This is a genomic window from Nocardioides panacihumi, assembly GCF_039530925.1.
Lineage (GTDB): Bacteria > Actinomycetota > Actinomycetes > Propionibacteriales > Nocardioidaceae > Nocardioides > Nocardioides panacihumi.
The window spans coordinates 209,791-225,668 of record NZ_BAAAPB010000005.1 but is presented as its reverse complement, the minus strand read 5'-3'; the positions used below and the strand labels follow the sequence as shown (position 1 = coordinate 225,668).

15 protein-coding genes are annotated in these 15,878 nt (G+C 72.6%); 7 read left to right on the top strand and 8 right to left on the bottom strand.

Translation table 11 applies throughout. The features are described from left to right. Positions 1 to 15: 15 nt before the first annotated feature. Genes ABD205_RS20030 through ABD205_RS20020 form a run of 3 tightly spaced genes read right to left on the bottom strand, consistent with a single transcriptional unit; the run spans position 16 to position 3,308 of the window. A complete protein-coding gene (locus tag ABD205_RS20030) occupies positions 16 to 1,401 on the bottom strand; it encodes an MBL fold metallo-hydrolase RNA specificity domain-containing protein (protein ID WP_344047952.1) in 1,386 nt (461 codons plus the stop codon). A gap of 7 nt (positions 1,402 to 1,408) precedes the next feature. Next, positions 1,409 to 2,350 (bottom strand): universal stress protein, encoded by a 942-nt coding sequence (locus ABD205_RS20025; RefSeq protein ID WP_344047950.1) that lies wholly within the window; start codon positions 2,348 to 2,350, stop codon positions 1,409 to 1,411. Between the two features lie 28 nt (positions 2,351 to 2,378). After that, positions 2,379 to 3,308 carry a universal stress protein gene (locus ABD205_RS20020; protein WP_344047948.1) on the bottom strand — a complete coding sequence of 310 codons (930 nt, stop codon included), beginning with the start codon at positions 3,306 to 3,308 and terminating at the stop codon, positions 2,379 to 2,381. A gap of 163 nt (positions 3,309 to 3,471) precedes the next feature. Between ABD205_RS20020 and ABD205_RS20015 the strand changes: the two genes are divergently transcribed. From ABD205_RS20015 to ABD205_RS20005, 3 genes are all read left to right on the top strand, one after another. After that, positions 3,472 to 5,199: a sensor histidine kinase gene (locus ABD205_RS20015; protein ID WP_344047946.1), complete on the top strand. Its 1,728-nt coding sequence runs from the start codon at positions 3,472 to 3,474 to the stop codon at positions 5,197 to 5,199. A gap of 163 nt (positions 5,200 to 5,362) precedes the next feature. After that, positions 5,363 to 6,853: a bifunctional aminoglycoside phosphotransferase/ATP-binding protein gene (locus ABD205_RS20010; protein ID WP_344047945.1), complete on the top strand. Its 1,491-nt coding sequence runs from the start codon at positions 5,363 to 5,365 to the stop codon at positions 6,851 to 6,853. Then, on the top strand, positions 6,850 to 7,506 hold the full coding sequence (locus ABD205_RS20005; RefSeq protein WP_344047943.1) for a hypothetical protein: 657 nt from the start codon (positions 6,850 to 6,852) through the stop codon (positions 7,504 to 7,506). Before ABD205_RS20010 ends, ABD205_RS20005 begins: the two co-directional genes overlap by 4 nt. Positions 7,507 to 7,527: 21 nt before the next feature. Here ABD205_RS20005 and ABD205_RS20000 read toward each other — a convergent pair whose 3' ends face one another. Continuing rightward, positions 7,528 to 8,436 carry a universal stress protein gene (locus ABD205_RS20000; RefSeq protein WP_344047941.1) on the bottom strand — a complete coding sequence of 303 codons (909 nt, stop codon included), beginning with the start codon at positions 8,434 to 8,436 and terminating at the stop codon, positions 7,528 to 7,530. Then, positions 8,433 to 8,999, bottom strand: a complete 567-nt coding sequence (locus ABD205_RS19995; protein ID WP_344047939.1) for a flavodoxin family protein — start codon at positions 8,997 to 8,999, stop codon at positions 8,433 to 8,435. The genes ABD205_RS20000 and ABD205_RS19995 overlap by 4 nt, the downstream gene beginning before the upstream one ends. 209 nt (positions 9,000 to 9,208) lie before the next feature. Here ABD205_RS19995 and ABD205_RS19990 point away from each other — a divergent pair, with 209 nt between their 5' ends. The 4 genes from ABD205_RS19990 (at position 9,209) to ABD205_RS19975 (ending at position 12,861) form a co-directional block, all read left to right on the top strand. Then, complete coding sequence (locus ABD205_RS19990) at positions 9,209 to 11,710, top strand: cation-translocating P-type ATPase (protein ID WP_344047937.1); 2,502 nt, start codon at positions 9,209 to 9,211, stop codon at positions 11,708 to 11,710. A 75-nt stretch (positions 11,711 to 11,785) separates the two neighbouring features. Further along, positions 11,786 to 12,208, top strand: coding sequence for a pyridoxamine 5'-phosphate oxidase family protein (locus ABD205_RS19985; RefSeq protein ID WP_344047935.1), 423 nt, complete (start codon positions 11,786 to 11,788; stop codon positions 12,206 to 12,208). A gap of 89 nt (positions 12,209 to 12,297) precedes the next feature. Continuing rightward, on the top strand, positions 12,298 to 12,684 hold the full coding sequence (locus tag ABD205_RS19980; RefSeq protein ID WP_344047933.1) for a carboxymuconolactone decarboxylase family protein: 387 nt from the start codon (positions 12,298 to 12,300) through the stop codon (positions 12,682 to 12,684). Between the two features lie 15 nt (positions 12,685 to 12,699). Then, positions 12,700 to 12,861, top strand: coding sequence for a hypothetical protein (locus tag ABD205_RS19975; protein ID WP_344047931.1), 162 nt, complete (start codon positions 12,700 to 12,702; stop codon positions 12,859 to 12,861). A gap of 294 nt (positions 12,862 to 13,155) precedes the next feature. Here ABD205_RS19975 and ABD205_RS19970 read toward each other — a convergent pair whose 3' ends face one another. From ABD205_RS19970 to ABD205_RS19960, 3 genes are all read right to left on the bottom strand, one after another. Next, positions 13,156 to 14,085, bottom strand: coding sequence for a universal stress protein (locus tag ABD205_RS19970; protein WP_344047929.1), 930 nt, complete (start codon positions 14,083 to 14,085; stop codon positions 13,156 to 13,158). 119 nt (positions 14,086 to 14,204) lie between these two features. Continuing rightward, on the bottom strand, positions 14,205 to 14,387 hold the full coding sequence (locus ABD205_RS19965; RefSeq protein WP_344047927.1) for a hypothetical protein: 183 nt from the start codon (positions 14,385 to 14,387) through the stop codon (positions 14,205 to 14,207). Between the two features lie 24 nt (positions 14,388 to 14,411). Further along, positions 14,412 to 15,863: a DUF4389 domain-containing protein gene (locus tag ABD205_RS19960; protein ID WP_344047925.1), complete on the bottom strand. Its 1,452-nt coding sequence runs from the start codon at positions 15,861 to 15,863 to the stop codon at positions 14,412 to 14,414. Positions 15,864 to 15,878 lie beyond the last annotated feature (15 nt).

The following is a 15,878-nucleotide window of genomic DNA, read 5'->3' as shown; positions in this document are numbered from 1 at the left end:
AGGGCCTCGACCGGCTCAGTCGAGGCGCACCCGCTCGAAGAGGTGGGGGACCACCGCGCAGACGCCGAGCTCGTCCTCGAGCCTCGCCGCGAGCGCCTCCGAGCTCGACTGCTCCCCGTGCACGACGTACACCGTGCGGGGGAGGGTCTCCGCCGAGCCCACCCAGGCGACCAGCTCGTCGGCGTCGGCGTGGACGGAGAAGTCGGGGATGTCGACGACCTCGGCCCGCACCGGCACGTAGCGCCCGTACATCTTCAGGTGCCGGACTCCCTCGATCAGGTCCCGCCCCCGGGTGCCGGGGGCCTGGTAGCCGGTGAGGACGACGCAGTCCCGAGGGTTGGGCAGCTGGTGCGCCAGGTGGTGCACGACGCGGCCGCCGGTCGCCATGCCGGACGCGGAGATGACGATGCAGGGCTGGGACGGGCGGTTGAGCCGCTCGGAGGCCCCGGGATCGCGCACCAGGTGGACGTCGAGCCGGTCCAGCTCGTCGAGCGGCCCCGCGTGCTCGTCACGCAGCTGCGGCGAGGACTCGTGCAGGGCTCGCCGGTAGACGTCGAGGGTCGCGAGCGCCATCGGGCTGTCGATGAAGATCGGCACACGCGGGATCTCACCGCCCTTCTCGAGGCGCAGGAGCTCGAGCAGGACGAGCTCGGTGCGGTCGACGGCGAACGCGGGGATCAGGACCGAACCGCCCCGGCCGATGGTCCGCTTGACGGCATCCGCCAGCCGCCCAGGCTCGGGAGGGGGATGGCGCCGGTCGCCGTACGTCGACTCGAGGACGAGCGTGGACGCCGCGGGAGGCGGGGCCGGCGGTGCCAGCAGAGGATGTCCCGGGCGCCCGAGGTCGCCGCTGAAGACCACCCGCCGGTCGCCGATCTCCACGACGGCGACGGCCGAGCCGAGGATGTGACCCGCGGGCTCCAGCGTGGCCTGCGCCTGTGGCCCGACCGACGTGCGTACGCCGAAAGCTGTCGGCGCCAGGTGCCGGATCGTCTCCTCGGCGTCCGCCGACGTGTAGAGCGGCAGCGGCGGCTTGTGGCGCGACCAGCCGCCCTCCTGGGCATAGCGCGCGTCCTCCTCCTGGAGGTGGGCGCTGTCGCGCAGGACGATCGCCGCCAGTGTCGCCGTGTCGGGCGTGCAGACCACCGGGCCCTCGAAACCGTCGCGCACCAGGCACGGCAGGTAGCCGGTGTGGTCGAGGTGCGCGTGGGTCACGACGACGGACGACAGCCGACCCGGCGCGACGGGGAACGGGTCCCAGTTGCGCCGGCGCAGCTCGCGACCGCCCTGGTAGAGCCCGGCGTCGACCAGTGTCAGACCCTCGTCGCCGTCGTCGACGAGGAACCGGCTGCCGGTGACGGTGCCGGCGGCGCCCAGGAAGGTCAGGATCGGGTCGGACATCACAGGCTCAGCTGCGCGAGGCGACGTCGCCGACCCCGTACCGGGCCGCCTCCGCTGTCGCCGTGAGTTCGATCGGCTCTGCGGTGGGCGGGTAGACGACGGTCGGGCAGCGGGTCTCGCGCAGGACCGCGCGTCCGGTGCCGCCGAGGTGCCCGAACGGGAACGCGTGCGGCCGGCGCGTGATCAGCAGGAGGTCCGCCTCCGCCGAGGCGTCGACCAGCGCGCGGGCAGGCTGGTCGCGCACCAGCCGCACCTCGGCGTCGACGCCGGGGAAGTCGGGCCTGATGGTGTCGAGCAGCGCGGTCAGGTTCGCAGTGGCCCGCTGCTCCCAGTTCGGCAGGTCGGCATGCCCGGCGATGGCGTCGTCGTACATCGCCAGGAACTCCCAGGCGTGGAGCACCGTCAGGTGGGCGCCGTGCCGTGCCGCGAGCTGGAATCCGTGCCTGATCAGTGGCGCGGACTCCGCGCTCTTGACCCCGACCACGATCGAGCGCCGTTCCGGGGCGTCCTCCCAGTTCGCCGGCACCGCCACCACGGGGACCGGCGCGTGCGCCGCCACGGGGGCGACCACCGATCCGGTGACCATGCGGGACATCGCGGGGTGGGTCTCGTCGCCGAGCGCCAGCATCCGGGCGTCCGCGGCGGCCTGGAGGAGGCCCGAGCGCGCGTCGGTGCGGAGGGCGCTGGTGTCGATCCGGTCGCGCGGGAGGATCTCCTCCGCGACGCGCACGGCGTCGTCGAGGATGTTCTGCGGGAGCATGGCGTCGTCGACCGGCGTCAGCGGGTAGGCCGCGAGGTAGAAGCTGCCCATCGCGTGGTAGCCGGCATAGGCGTGCACGAGGAACAGTCCGAGCCCGAGTTTGTCGGCCTCGCGAGCGGCCCATCGGGTCGCTGCGCGACTTCCGGCGGTGCCGTCGACTCCGACGGCGATCCAGTCACGATGTGACATCGTCCTGTCCTTTCTGGAGGTGGTGAGGTCAGTCGCCGGCCGAGCCGGCAGGCACGTCGGGCCCCGCGACCGGTCCCGGTGGGATTACTTCGACGGGGCAGTGGCTCGCGAGCAGCACGGCGCGTCCCGCGGATCCGAGATGACCGAGCGGGAAGCCGTGCTCCCGGCGGGTGATGACCAGCAGATCCGCGTCGGCGGACGCCATCACCAGGAGGTGCGCGCCCTGGCCGTGGCTGACCTGGAAGTCGATCGCGACCTCGGGATCGGGCCCGCCGGCCATGCTGACGAGCGCGTCCAGCTCGCCGCGCCGGATGTCGGTCCAGGCCTGCTCGTCGTCCGTCGTCGCGATCATGTTGTCGTAGACGACCGGGAACTCCCACGCGTGGAGGACCGTCAGGCGACACTTGCGGATCGCCGCGATCTCGAGGGCACGGCGGACGAGATCCACCGAGACGGGATCCTCCGGGTGCCTCACCCCGACGACGACGCGCCCGTGCTCGCGTGCCGTCGTCCAACCCTCCGGGACGCCGACCACGGGCACCTGCGCGCGGGCGGACACACCGCTGACGACCGACCCGGTGATCAGCCGGTCGAGGCGTCGGTGCCACGGTGCTCCGAGGACGACGAGACGCGCGTCCTCGGCGGCGGCCAGGAGCGTGGGGACGCGTTCGCCGGCGACCATGTGGGTGGTCACCCTGTCTGAGGGGAGGACGCTCGTGGCGAGGGCGACCGCCTCGCCGAACATGCGGTCGCGCCGCTGCTGCAGGCGGGGGACGTCGATGACGTCCAGGGAGTCGACCGATCGCCGCAACGTCCCGACGGCGACCGTCGGGATCACGTGCAGGAGGCGCAGGTCGACGCCGAGGTCGTCGGCCTCGACGGCGGCGTACCGCACGGCTGCGGTCGCCGCCGACGAGCCGTCCACACCGACCAGGATCGGGCGCTCATTCGTCGCCATGCCATGCCCTCCTTGCGCGCGTCAGCCGTGTCCGTCCACCTCGATCCTCGTCACTCGCCGGCACCTGGGGCAGAGGAGCAGGTCCCGACGGGTGGGGCCATGGGCCTCTCACCCGCAGGACCTGGGCCTGTACGGGCCACCCGCGCCGGATTACCGTCAGGGCATGCAGGATGGTTCCCGTGCGGAGGACCCCTTGGATCGACCGCGGCTCGAGCTCGACGACGACCTCGTCACGCTGATCCAGCACGCCCAGGAGGTGCTCGTGTCCCAGGACCGGCTGCGCGGCCTGCTGCAGGCGAGCCGCCGCATCGTCGGCGACCTCGACCTCGACGTCGTGCTGAACAGGATCGTCTCGGCGGCGCGTGACCTGGTCGACGCCGACTTCGCGGCGCTCGGGGTGATCGGGCCCGAAGGCACCGGTCTCGAACGGTTCGTCCACGTCGGTCTCGATGACGAGACTGTGACGGCGATCGGCCACCTTCCGGAGGGCAAGGGGCTTCTCGGGCTCCTCATCGACGACCCGCGGCCCATCCGGCTCCGCGACCTGCGCGAGGACCCTCACGCGGTCGGCTTCCCGGACCACCACCCGGAGATGCAGGCGTTCATCGGTGTCCCGATCAGGGCCCGGGAGGAGGTCTTCGGGAACCTGTACCTGACCCGGCGCGAGGGCAAGGAGTTCACGGATGACGACGAGGCCGTCGTCATGTCGCTGGCCGGCACCGCGGGCATCGCGATCGAGAACGCCCGGCTCTTCGAGGACGGGCGTCGACGGCAGGAGTGGTTGGCGACCTCGACCGAGGTGACCCGGAGGTTGCTCGCCGAGCCGACCGGGGAGCCCCTCGAGCTGATCGCCGACAGCGTGTTCCGCCTGTCCGAGGCGGACCTGGTCACGGTGGCCCAGGTGACCGAGGCCGGCGACATGACCACGGTGCGCGTCGCCGTCGGCGCCGGGGCCGACGCTGTGACCGGTGCGACCTATGCACTCGAGAACACGTTCAGCGAGCTCGTCCTCGAGTCGGGCGGGCCCATGCGACTGGCCGACGCCAGTGACACCCACGCGCACGGGACGCGCCGGGTCTTCCTCGCGGACAAGGTGGACCTGGGGCCGGCCATCATCGTCCCCCTCATGGGTGCCGCCGGGCCACGAGGCGTGCTGTGGGCGGCCCGGCGCAAGCATGCGCACCCGTTCAGCCCGTCGGACGAGGACACGATCGCCGCGTTCGCGAACCAGGCGTCGATCGCGTGGGAGCTCGCGGACGCGCGCCGCGCCCAGCAGCGCGTGGATCTCCTCGAGGACCGGGCGCGGATCGCGCGCGACCTGCACGACCACGTCATCCAACGGCTGTTCGCTGCCGGACTCGGCCTCCAGGCCCTCGCCATGGGCGCAGGCGATCTGGCGCCGAAGCTCGAGGGCGTCGTGGATGAGATCGACGACGTCATCAGGCAGATCCGCAACTCGATCTTCCACCTCCGCCCCGTCGAGGGAGGGATGCGTGCGGCCATCCTCGACGTCGTCGGTGAGGCGCGCAGCGGCCTCGGCTTCGAGCCGCACGTCGTCTTCGACGGTCCGATCGACAACGTGTCGACTCCGGACCTGCTCAACGACGTCACCGCGGTCCTTCGTGAAGCTCTCACCAACGTCGCCAAGCATGCGAACGCGACGACGGCCGATGTCCGGGTCGACGTCCGTGACCATCAGCTGCGGGTCGTCGTGGTCGACAACGGGCGGGGCCTCGGCGTCGTCAGCCGGTCGAGCGGCATGGGCAACATGCGGACCCGTGCCGAGTCGCGGGACGGGACGCTGGTCGTCGAGGCCGCGACCAAGGGCACCGGCACCAGCCTCCAGTGGCGCGTCCCCCTGTCGCGCCGGTCCGCGGACGACGCCGGGTAGCCCGGCCGGAGATCGCCCCCGGCAGGTGCGGCGGACGCGCGGGACGGCCGCTGTCGGCGAAGGTCACCGGACGTGGGACGAACGACCCTGTCCTCGCCCGGGGCCGTTCGGAAGCATGGAAGTCCGGATCGAGCGTGGAGGGACCGGCAGGCGGGAGAGCGTCATGAGCAGCCGCGCCGGGAGTGCGCTGACGGGGGAGCCGTACGTCGTGCTGCGCGAGACCCACTCCGCCGTCGTACTCCTCGTCGGCAGCCGTGCGTTCAAGTTCAAGAAGCCGGTCGACCTGGGGTTCCTCGACTTCTCCACGCTCGCGCGGCGCGAGGACGCCTGCCATCGGGAGGTCGAGCTGAACCGACGCCTGGCCCCGGACGTGTACGACGGCGTCGGGCAGGTCCGGGACGAGGACGGCCGGACGATCGAGCACCTCGTGCTGATGCGGCGCATGCCGGACAGCCGCCGCCTGTCGCGGCTGGTCGCCACGGGAGTCCCGGTCGACGACGAGCTGCGACAGGTCGCGCGCCTCGTCGCCGACTTCCACACACGGTGCCGCACCGGCCCGGACGTCGACGCGGCTGGGATGCGCTCGTCGGTGGCACGTCGCTGGCAGAACAACTTCGACGAGTCCCGTGCGTTCCGCGGCCAGGTCCTCGCGCCACAGGCGTACGACGAGGTGGAGCGCCTCTCGGCGCGGTTCCTCGCCGGCCGGGACGCGCTCTTCGCGGACCGGATCGCGCGGGGAGCCGTCGTCGACGGGCACGGCGACCTCCTCGCCGACGACATCTTCTGCTTGCCTGACGGGCCGCGGATCCTGGACTGCCTCGACTTCGACGACACGCTCCGGTTCATGGACCGCATCGACGACGTCGCGTGCCTGGTCATGGACCTGGAGCGGCTCGGCTCCCCGGCCGTCGGGCGTCGCTTCCGGGAGCTCTACGTGGAGATGAGCGGGGATCGTGCGCCTGCGTCCCTCATCGAGCACTACGTGGGCTACCGGGCGTTCATGCGGGCGAAGGTGACGAGCATGCGCGCCGGGCAGTCCGCCGGGGCGCGTGCGGAGGCGCAGCTGCTCCTCGACATCGCTGTGCGCCACCTGGTCCAAGGCGCCGTCTCGCTGATCATGGTCGGCGGCACCCCCGGCACGGGCAAGACCACGGCCGCCGCAGCGCTGGCGGACGAGCTCGGTGCCGTCGTGCTGTCGAGCGACCGGGTGCGCAAGGAACTGGCGGGTCTGCCCGCCGAGGCACCGCAGCCCGCAGCGTTCGGAGAGGGCATCTACACGGAGGAGTGGTCCGACCGCACCCACCGTGAGCTCATGAGACGGGCGGCGTCGCTGTTGTCGCTGGGCGAGTCGGTCATCATCGACGCGACATGGGCGGATGCCGGTCGCAGACGCGCGGCACGTGAGCTGGCCGATGCGTCCGCGAGCCAGGTCGTCGAGCTCCGGTGCGACGCGCCCGACAAGCTGGCCGATACAAGGGTCGGTGCACGGGAGGCCGGTGTCTCGGACGCCGACCGCGAGATCGCCCGCGAGCTGCGGACACGGTTCGACCCGTGGCCGGAGGCGAGGCGGGTCCGGACCATGGGGCCGATCGAGGAGACGGTCCGCATCATGCGTGACCGGGTGCGACCCCGACCAGCAGAGGCCGCCGGGTGAACGAGCGCCCCCGTCGCCGCGCCGGCACCGACGTCGTCGCTTCCCACCTCGGCCGGCGCTGGATCCGGGCATGCGCCATCGCCGAGACGATCGGCATGACGGCCGCCGCTGCCGCATCCGTGGCCGCCCGTCATCTGGAGTCGGGCCCCGCGGCACTGTCACTGGTCGTCGTCGGCGGACTCGTCGAGGGCACCGCCCTCGGCTCTCTGCAGGGTCGGGTGCTGGCCGCGCGCTGGGGCCGACCGGTGTGGCGGGGCTGGCTGGTCGTCACGGTGATCATCGCCGGCCTCGGCTGGGCGGCGGCCTCGGCGCCCGGGACACTCGCCGACGACGGCGACGGCGGCGACCAACCTGCACTCGTGCTGGTGCTCGCCGGGGCTGCAGCACTGGGAGCGACCATGGGCGCCGTCCTCGGCGCGGCGCAGGCTGCGGTGCTGAGAAGGACCACCGCTGTGCCGCACCCCTGGCGCTGGATCGGGACCAGCGCAGCTGGCTGGGCGGTGGCGATGCCCGTCATCTTCCTCGGCGCGACGATCCCGGCCGCGGACTGGCCTGCCGTCGCGGTCCTGGCGATGGGCCCGCCGACCGGGCTCATCGCTGGAACCGCTCTGGGCGTGGTCACCAGGCGCGTGGTGGACGAGCTCCGCCGCTGAGCGAACGGCGTCAGGACGACGTCACGTGTTGGCAGATGCGCCCAACCGCACCGTCTCGACCGCGGGCGGGAGGACGACAGCCGGACACCGGGTCTCGCGCAGCGCGGTGCGTCCCGTGCCGCCGAGGTGGCCGAGCGGGAACCCGTGCAGTCGACGCGTGATCGCCAGCAGGTCCGCCTCGGCCGAGGCGTCCGCCAGCACCTGCGCCGGCTGGCCGCGCACGAACCTGACCTCGGTGTCGACGTTGGTGAAGTCACGGGCGACGTCGTCGACGACCTGGCGAAGCTCCTTCGCGGAACGCTCCTCCCATCCGGCGAGGTCGACCTGGGCGAACACCAGGTCGTCGTACGGCGCCGAGTACTCCCAGGCATGGAGCACGACGAGACGAGCGCCGCGGTCGGCGGCCAGGTCGAAGGCCTGCCGTACGAGCTCCCGGGAGGCCGCGAAGAACTTGACCCCTGCGACGATGACGCCGCGCGACGGGAGATCCGCGCAGTCTGCCGGGACGACGACGACGGGCGACGACGAGTGCGCCGCCAGGGAGTCGATGATCGACCCGGTCAGGAGCCGGTGATGTGCCGGGTGCGACTCGTCCCCGAGCACCAGGAGGTCCGAGTCGGCCGCTGCCCGCAGCAGGCCGGCCCGACGATCGCCGCGCAGCACCAACGGCTGCACCCGATCGTCGGGCAGGATCGCCTCGACCCGCTGCGCTGCGTCCCGGACCAGCTTCTCCGCGACGTGGCGGCCCTCGATCGATCCGCGCGGGTAGACGGCGGCGTAGAAGCCCGCCATCGGGATGTAGTCGTCGAAGACGTGCACGAGCCGGAGGCCTGCGCCGACCCGGTCGGCTTCGCGGGCCGCCCACTGGGCCGCGGCGTCGCTGCCTTCGGTCCCGTCGATCCCCACGGTGATCCATCCACGCTCGGTCATCGTCCGCTGCCTTCCTCTTGGTCGCTTGTCGAGATGCGAACGGTCTCTGCCAGAGACCGACCCCACGCCGCCGCGCGCTCGAGCTCACCGGCCCGGAGCGGGCCCTTCGTGCCCTCGACGACGAAGGTCATCGGCTTCTGAGTCACGTGGAAGCCGCGCCGACGGGCCAGGCGCGCCGCGGTGGGGGCGGCCCCCAGCGGGAGTCGGCTGACCTGGGCGGCACGGGTGTCGAAGGTGGCCACGCGAGGCTGGCTGGGGCCGGCCTGGAGCGTCGAGATCCACTCGCGGAGTCCGGTCGGCTCGCTGCTGGGGTCGGCTCCTTGCCTGACTGCGCCCGCCCTGCTGTTCGCCCGGCTCAACGAGAACGCATGCGTCGGCGCGCCCAGGACCAGGAGATCGGTCTCGCGGGCGAGCGCCTCGTCGGCCGCACCGACGTCGGTGCAGACCACCTCGGCTCCCGAGTCCTCCAGGGCGCGGGCGACCGCGGCCGCGACGGCCGCGGTGTTGCCGAACATCGACTCATAGACGACGGCCGTACGGGGGGCCGAACCTGAGAATGTCATCGTTCCTCCTCGTTGCTCACCACCAGCCTCGTGCGTGCGCGGGGCCGGGCGGAGGGCTATCAGCCACCGGGTGTGAGGACGTTCTGCCCCCCGGGACCGGCACTTCGCCCCTGCCGTCGGCGGCGGCCGCAGAGCAGGGTCGAGGCAATCGACCGATGCTGCGTCGGCCGCGGTCGCGTTTCCGGCGTCGGACTCAGCAGGAGGCAGCCGTGACGACCCGGGACGAGGCGGTAGGACGCGAGCACGGGCTGAGCTCGGCGGAGGCCGCCGAGCTCCTCGGTGTGGAGGGGCCGAACGAGGTCGCCCCCACGAGACCGCGCACGCTGCCGACGCGGATCGGCCTCCAGCTGGTCGATCCGATGATCCTGCTGCTGTGCGGCGCGTTCGTGGTCGTCTGCCTGCTCGGCGACGTCTCCGACGCGATCATCATCGCGGCGGTCGTCGTCCTCAACACGACCCTCGGCGTCGTCCAGGAGCTTCGGGCCGAGCGCGCGATCGCCGCGCTCGACGAGATGGCAGCACCGCTCGCGAGGGTCCGACGCGACGGCGTGGTCGTCGAGCTGCCCGCCCGCGAGCTCGTCGCCCACGACGTCGTGCGACTCGAGGCCGGAGACGTGGTCCCGGCGGACCTCGAGCTGGTCGAGGCGGTCTCGCTCCAGGTGGACGAGGCGTCGATGACGGGGGAGTCCCTGCCGGTCGAGCGTGGCGTCGGCGAGGAGGTGCAGTCCGGCACGGTGGTGACAGGAGGTCGCGGCTTCGGCGTCGTCGTACGCACCGGAGCGAGCAGCGGGCTCGGCCGCATCGCGACGCTCGTGGCCACCACCCGCGTACGTCGAACCCCGCTGCAACGGCGCCTGACCCGCCTCTCGCGCCAGCTGATCGTCGCCGTCGGGGTGCTCGCAGGCGTCGTGCTCGCGTCGGCTGTGATCCGTGGCGAGCCGTTCGCGGACTCGCTCATCCTCGCGGTGAGCCTCGCGGTCGCGGCCATCCCCGAGTCGCTCCCCGCCGTCGTCTCCGTCGCCCTGGCGCTGGGCGCCTTCCGGATGGCGCGGCAGTCGGCGTTGGTGCGCTGGCTGCCCGCCGTCGAGACCCTCGGGTCGGTGTCGCTGCTGGCATCGGACAAGACCGGCACGTTGACGGAGGGGAGGATGACCGTGCGGGAGCTGTGGGTGCCCGGCGGACGCGTCGAGGTTCCCTCGGGGGCGGACCAGCGCTGGCGGACGGACGCTGACGAACAGGTCCGGCGGCTCCTGCGAGACGTCGTCCTCTGCAATGACGCTCGCCTCGTCCCGGGCGCCGACGGCTGGACCGGGATCGGCGACCCGATGGAGGGCGCCCTGCTGGTCGCCGCAGCGTCGTACGACGCGACGCTGCTCGACTCGGCGACCGCGTTGCCACGCCTCGGGGAGACGCCGTTCGACAGCATCCGGCAGTGGATGGCGACCGTCCACCGCAGTCCTGACGGAGACCTGCGCGTGGTCAAGGGGGCCCCGGAGGTGGTCCTCGACACGGCGCGCCCGGGGCAGGCGACGCGCGCAGCCGCTGCCGAGGCGTCCCGCATGGCCGCCGGCGGCTGTCGCGTGCTGGCGGTCGCGGACTCCGTCGGTGGGGCGGGCGAGCTCGAGGTGGTCGGCCTCGTCGGTCTCGTCGATCCGCCTCGCGACGACGCCGCCGACGTCGTCACCGCGTGCCGGGACGCCGGCATCCGCACGATCCTGGTGACCGGCGACCACCCGGCGACAGCACGGTCGATCGCCGAGCAGGTCGGGATCACGGATGCGGAGGGCGTCGTCGTCGACGGTGACGCGGTGGCGCGCGGGGAGCACGCCGAACGGGTTGCGTCGATCGACGTCTACGCCCGGATCAAGCCGGAGCAGAAGGTCGAGATCGTCGACGCCTGGCAGCGCGGAGGGCACGTCGTGGCCATGACCGGTGACGGCGTCAACGACGCGCCGGCCCTGCGACGTGCCGACATCGGGGTGGCGATGGGGCGCCGTGGCACCGAGGTCGCCCGACAGGCCGCGGACCTGGTGCTGGCCGACGACAATCTCAGGACCGTGGTGGTCGCCGTTGCCGAGGGGCGCCGGATCTACGCCAACATCAGGAAGTTCCTCCGCTACGCCCTGTCCGGCGGTCTGGCCGAGGTGCTCGTCATCCTCGTCGCGCCCTTCCTGGGGATGCCGATCCCTCTGCTCCCCGGACAGATCCTGTGGATCAACATGCTCACCCACGGCTTGCCGGGCGTCGCCTTCGGGGCGGAGCCGCTGGACCGACGCCTCATGCGCAAGCCGTCGCCGCCACCGGAGGAGTCCGTTCTCGGCGATGGGCTTGGTCGCAGCGTCGCCAGCGGCGGCGCCCTGATCGCCGCCGTCAGCCTGGTCGGTGGGCTGCTGGCGCTCGGTCAGGGGTGGCCGGTCACCACGGCGATCTTCACCACGCTCGGCTTCGCCCAGCTCGGGGTGGCGCTCGCCCTCCGGGCGCCACGCCGAGGGACCGGAGTCCTCGAGCGCGGTCTGGAAGGAGCGATCCTCACGTCGGCCGTGCTGCAGGTCGCGGCCGTCGTGGCATCGCCGCTTCGCGACCTCCTGGAGCTCGAGCCGATGGGAGGCGTCGCGTGGGCGGTGACGCTCGTGCTCGCGGCGGTGCCTGGCCTGGCGGTGGCCGTCGGCGTACGCCGGGAGGGTCCGGGCCATTCGGTCCGGAGCTCGTGACCCGGGACCCTGTCGCCCGTGACGAGGATCGATGGACATTCGTCGCGGAAGGTTCTCGACCTACGGGAGGCGATCATGAACGAGCTGTGGTTCCGCGGCCAGCTGAGGGAGATCGGGCGGGCCGAGTGCCTCGAGCTCCTGGAGAGCACGTCGGTCGGACGCATCGCGTTCTGCTCCATCCGGGGCCCGGTCGTGCTGCCGGTCAACCACGCGATGATCGGTGGCGAGATCGTCGTTCGCGTCACGCCGGCCGGCCAGACGTCGCGCTACCTGCGCGACAGCGGTCCCGGTGCCGACCTGACCTTCGAGGTCGACGCCTTCGACGAGTCGACCAAGTCCGGGTGGAGCGTCCTCGTGAACGGTTCCGCCCGCGCGGGGGAGCCCGAGAGCATGCTCGGTGCGACGGACCGTCCCGTGCCGTGGCCGGCTGGCAGCTACTGGGAGTACGTCCGGATCCGCCCCAACCGGGTGACGGGTCGACGGCTCGTCACCGCGTAGGGGGAGGGTCGGCGCCGGATTTCGAACCCCCCAGGGGGATCTGGTACCTTCGAGTAACCCCCCAGGGGGATAGTCGAAAGGGAGTCGGCATGTCGATCACGAACACGGAGCAGTCGCACGGGAAAGAGGTCCTGCGGGCGCTGACGCCGTTGCATCGCGAGCTGCGGCGAGCGATCCCGGACGTCTACCAGGGCTTCGGCGAGCTGTCGAACGCGGCCTTCGCGGACGGCGCGCTCGACCGGAGGACCAAGGAGCTCATCGCGTTCGCGATCGGTGTGGTCGAGGGCTGCGACGGGTGCATCGCCTCGCACGGTCAGGCTGCGGCACGGGCAGGGGCGACGCGCCAGGAGGCCGCCGAGGCGATCGGCGTCACGTTCCTGATGCACGGTGGCCCTGCCACGATCCACGGGGCACGCGCCTACGACGCGTTCTGCGAGTTCGCGGACGCGATCGAGGCCGACGAGTCACCCGCCTGAGGCAGGAGAGCCACCATGTGCCACCCGACCCGCTGCAAGACCTGCGGCAAGACCACCTGGTCCGGCTGCGGCCGGCACGTCGCCGACGTGAAGGCCCGCGTGCCCGCCGACCAGTGGTGTCCCGGACACGACGACCCGAGCAACGACAGCTGGCTGCGCCGCATCCTGGGCCGCTGAGCGACCGGACAGTCGTCGAGTCGGCGCAACCTCGCACTCCAGAGGGGTCGAGTCGGCGCAACCTCGCACTCCAGAGGGGTCGAGTCGGCGCAACCTCGCACTCCGGAGGGGTCGAGTCGGCGCAACCTCGCACTCCGGAGGGGTCGAGTCGGCGCAACCTCGCACTCCGGAGGGGTCGAGTCGGCGCAACTTCGCACTCCGGAGGGGTCGAGTCGGCGCAACCCAGCGAGACCGGTGCGAGGATGCGCCGACTCGGCACTTGTCAGGTGCGAGGATGCGCCGACTCGGCACGTGTCACGGGCCGGACCCCGGCCCGGCTGTGGGCGGGGGCAGCACCGCGACCGGGCACCGGCTCTCCCGGAGGACGGCGCGGCCGGTGCCGCCGAGGTGTCCGTGGGAGTACACGAGCGGCCGGCGCGTGAGGAGCAGCAGGTCCGCCTGCGCGGAGGCGTTCGCGATGACGCGCGCGGGCTGTCCGCTGACGACGTCGACGTCGACCTTCAGGTCGGGATAGCGGTCGCAGTGGGTGGCGACCAGTCGGGCGAGGTCTGCCCGGGCAGCTTCCTCCCACGCGCCCCGGTGTCCGGGGGCGGCGTGCTGGACGTCCCGGGCCTGGAGCACCCGGAGCCGGGCGCCGTGCTCGGCGGCCACAGCCGACGCGAGGTCCAGGAGCACGCCGGAGTCAGCGCACGTCTTCACGGCGGCGACGACGACGGGGTCCTGGGCATGGGGCGTCCAGCCGGCAGGGACTCCGATCACAGGTACGGTGCACCGGGCCGCCACGCCGGCGAGCACCGACCCGGTAGCGAGCCGGTCGACCTGCGGCCGGCGCTGGTCGCCGAGCACCACGAGCTCGCAGCCCTCCTCCGCGGCCGCGAGCAGCCGGTCGACGCGGCCGCCGTACGCGATCTCGGCGCCCACCCTCCCCGGGTCATCGGCCCCGAGGAGCTCGCGGGCACGGGCCGCGGCCGTGTCGAGCAGCTGGTGGCGTTGCTGGCGCCCGATGCGCGCGTGGGCGGAGTCGGAGGCGGCGTACGCCGGCTCCGGTGCGACGTGGAGCAGCTCGAGCCGGAGGCCGCGCGGAGCGGCGTACCGAGCGGCAAACTCGACCGCCGCCTCGCCGGCCTCGCCGCCGTCGACGCCCACGAGGACCCAGCCGTGGGTCATGGCGGTCGCGGCCGACCGCCGGCGTGCGTCGGGTGCAGGCGGAATCCAGGTGGTCATGCCCCCGAGTCTGCGCCGGACCCTCGTCGAGATAGAGGGTCCGAAGTCCCACCGCGAGGTGGACCATGTGACCTTGGGCGGCCGGGCCTCAGGGCGGCAGAGGTCAGGCCGTCAGGTCGTCACGCGAGGGCCGCGAACGCCTGATAGACCAGGTACGCCGGCCACAGGATGCCCTCGACGATCGCCCAGGCGTGCTCCCAGAAGCCGTCGCTCTGCTGCCAGAACCACACCCAGGCGCCGAGCATGCCCAGGCCGTAGATCGCGCCCGAGGTCGAGCACGTCGCTCCTGCTGCCTTCGCCATCGCACTTGTCCCTTCGCGGTGCGGTCACCGGACCGCGTCGGAGAGTCCCGGAGGTGTCGGCGCACTTCCCGAGCCCGCCGGTGCGGGTCGTGGCGCCGGTGGCAGCGCGACGAGGACGAGCACCAGCCCGACGATCGCCAGCAGACCCGCGGACACCAGGAGCGTGACGGCGCCCCAGCCGAGCACGGGAAGGGTGGCTCCCGCCGAGACGACGGCGGTCACGCCGGCCGATCCGTCGGCGTTCATGAGCACGACGGTCCAGTGCCCGTCGGTCGCGTCCCAGCGCATGGTCTGGGGGCCCTCGCCCGTCGCCTGCGCCGCCCAGGCCGTCGCTCCGCCGGGGGCGGCCGCGGGGGCACCGCCGCCGACCTCCCGGTAGAGCGGCGTGCCGTTGCGGACGTCCGTCACGACGGCGTGCGCCACGCCGGCCAGGTAGCCGTCGACCGAGTCCGTGCGAGCGATCCCGATGAACACCGGCACGTCCGAGCCTCGGACCTTCAGCTTCACGTCCCCGATGAAGCGGTGGACCACGCCGTCCCCGCCGAGGCGCATGTCCCCGGTGGTGACGGCGTACGACGAGGTGGTGAACCGCTCGCCACCCGTCATCAGGAAGCCGTCCTGGTCGCGCAGCGCCTTGTCCGCGAACAGCAGCGCCGCACCACCGAGGCCGCTCGCGAGCGCGCCGGCGAGCAGCACGCTGCCGGCGGCCAGGCTCACGATGCGCAGCGTCGTCCACCGGCGGCCCTGTGGTCGGGTCGAGCCGACCTCGACGAGTCCGGCATCGCCCGCGTCGACGGGACCGGGTGTGGGCGACACCGGCTCGCCACCGCCCTGGTCGAGCCGGAACGGCGGGTAGGCGTCGGTCATGAGGAGGACGTACGCCGCCACCCGCATCGTCCAGCGGTCCATGCCGAGCACGAGGTCGAAGACGGGCCGGGGATAGGCGCCGGTGAACAGCAGCACGACCGCGGCGATGAGGACGAGGAGGCCGACGAGCCCGACGCTCCACGGCCACGACGGCTGTCCGCGGGACTGGTCGGTCGCGACGCCGGCGCCCAGGAAGAAGCCGAGGACCAGGTAGTGGGGGATGGCGAGCAGCCAGGACTTGACCAGGACGAGTCCCCGCGAGAGCCGTTCGGGGTAGTCGATGTGCAGCGTCGCCGGGTAGTCGGGCGCCGGACCGAGCGTGAACGGCGGGTAGCGGTCGGTGCCCAACGCGCCGTACGTGTAGAACCACACGCGCCACGACCACCTCAGGACGCCGAGGTTGAAGTCGAAGATGGACCGCGGGTAGCGCCCGGTCACCAGGATCGCGAACCACGCGACCACCGTGAGGACCGCTGCCGCGATCCACAGGAAGAACAGGATGACGGCGTGTGGCACCACGAGGAGCCACTTGATGAGCCACAGGCCGCGGCTCAGGCGTGGCTCGAGCGTGCCCGTGACGGCCACGGGGCTGCTGTTCGGCGATGGCATGGGGCCTCCCTCCGG

Bases quoted from the DNA above. Each gene is read 5' to 3' on its own strand.
- ABD205_RS20030 (WP_344047952.1), bottom strand. From the start codon at position 1,401: ATGTCCGACCCGATCCTGACCTTCCTGGGCGCCGCCGGCACCGTCACC.
- ABD205_RS20025 (WP_344047950.1), bottom strand. From the start codon at position 2,350: ATGTCACATCGTGACTGGATCGCCGTCGGAGTCGACGGCACCGCCGGA.
- ABD205_RS20020 (WP_344047948.1), bottom strand. From the start codon at position 3,308: ATGGCGACGAATGAGCGCCCGATCCTGGTCGGTGTGGACGGCTCGTCG.
- ABD205_RS20015 (WP_344047946.1), top strand. From the start codon at position 3,472: ATGCAGGATGGTTCCCGTGCGGAGGACCCCTTGGATCGACCGCGGCTC.
- ABD205_RS20010 (WP_344047945.1), top strand. From the start codon at position 5,363: ATGAGCAGCCGCGCCGGGAGTGCGCTGACGGGGGAGCCGTACGTCGTG.
- ABD205_RS20000 (WP_344047941.1), bottom strand. From the start codon at position 8,436: ATGACCGAGCGTGGATGGATCACCGTGGGGATCGACGGGACCGAAGGC.
- ABD205_RS19995 (WP_344047939.1), bottom strand. From the start codon at position 8,999: ATGACATTCTCAGGTTCGGCCCCCCGTACGGCCGTCGTCTATGAGTCG.
- ABD205_RS19985 (WP_344047935.1), top strand. From the start codon at position 11,786: ATGAACGAGCTGTGGTTCCGCGGCCAGCTGAGGGAGATCGGGCGGGCC.
- ABD205_RS19980 (WP_344047933.1), top strand. From the start codon at position 12,298: ATGTCGATCACGAACACGGAGCAGTCGCACGGGAAAGAGGTCCTGCGG.
- ABD205_RS19975 (WP_344047931.1), top strand. From the start codon at position 12,700: ATGTGCCACCCGACCCGCTGCAAGACCTGCGGCAAGACCACCTGGTCC.
- ABD205_RS19970 (WP_344047929.1), bottom strand. From the start codon at position 14,085: ATGACCACCTGGATTCCGCCTGCACCCGACGCACGCCGGCGGTCGGCC.
- ABD205_RS19965 (WP_344047927.1), bottom strand. From the start codon at position 14,387: ATGGCGAAGGCAGCAGGAGCGACGTGCTCGACCTCGGGCGCGATCTAC.
- ABD205_RS19960 (WP_344047925.1), bottom strand. From the start codon at position 15,863: ATGCCATCGCCGAACAGCAGCCCCGTGGCCGTCACGGGCACGCTCGAG.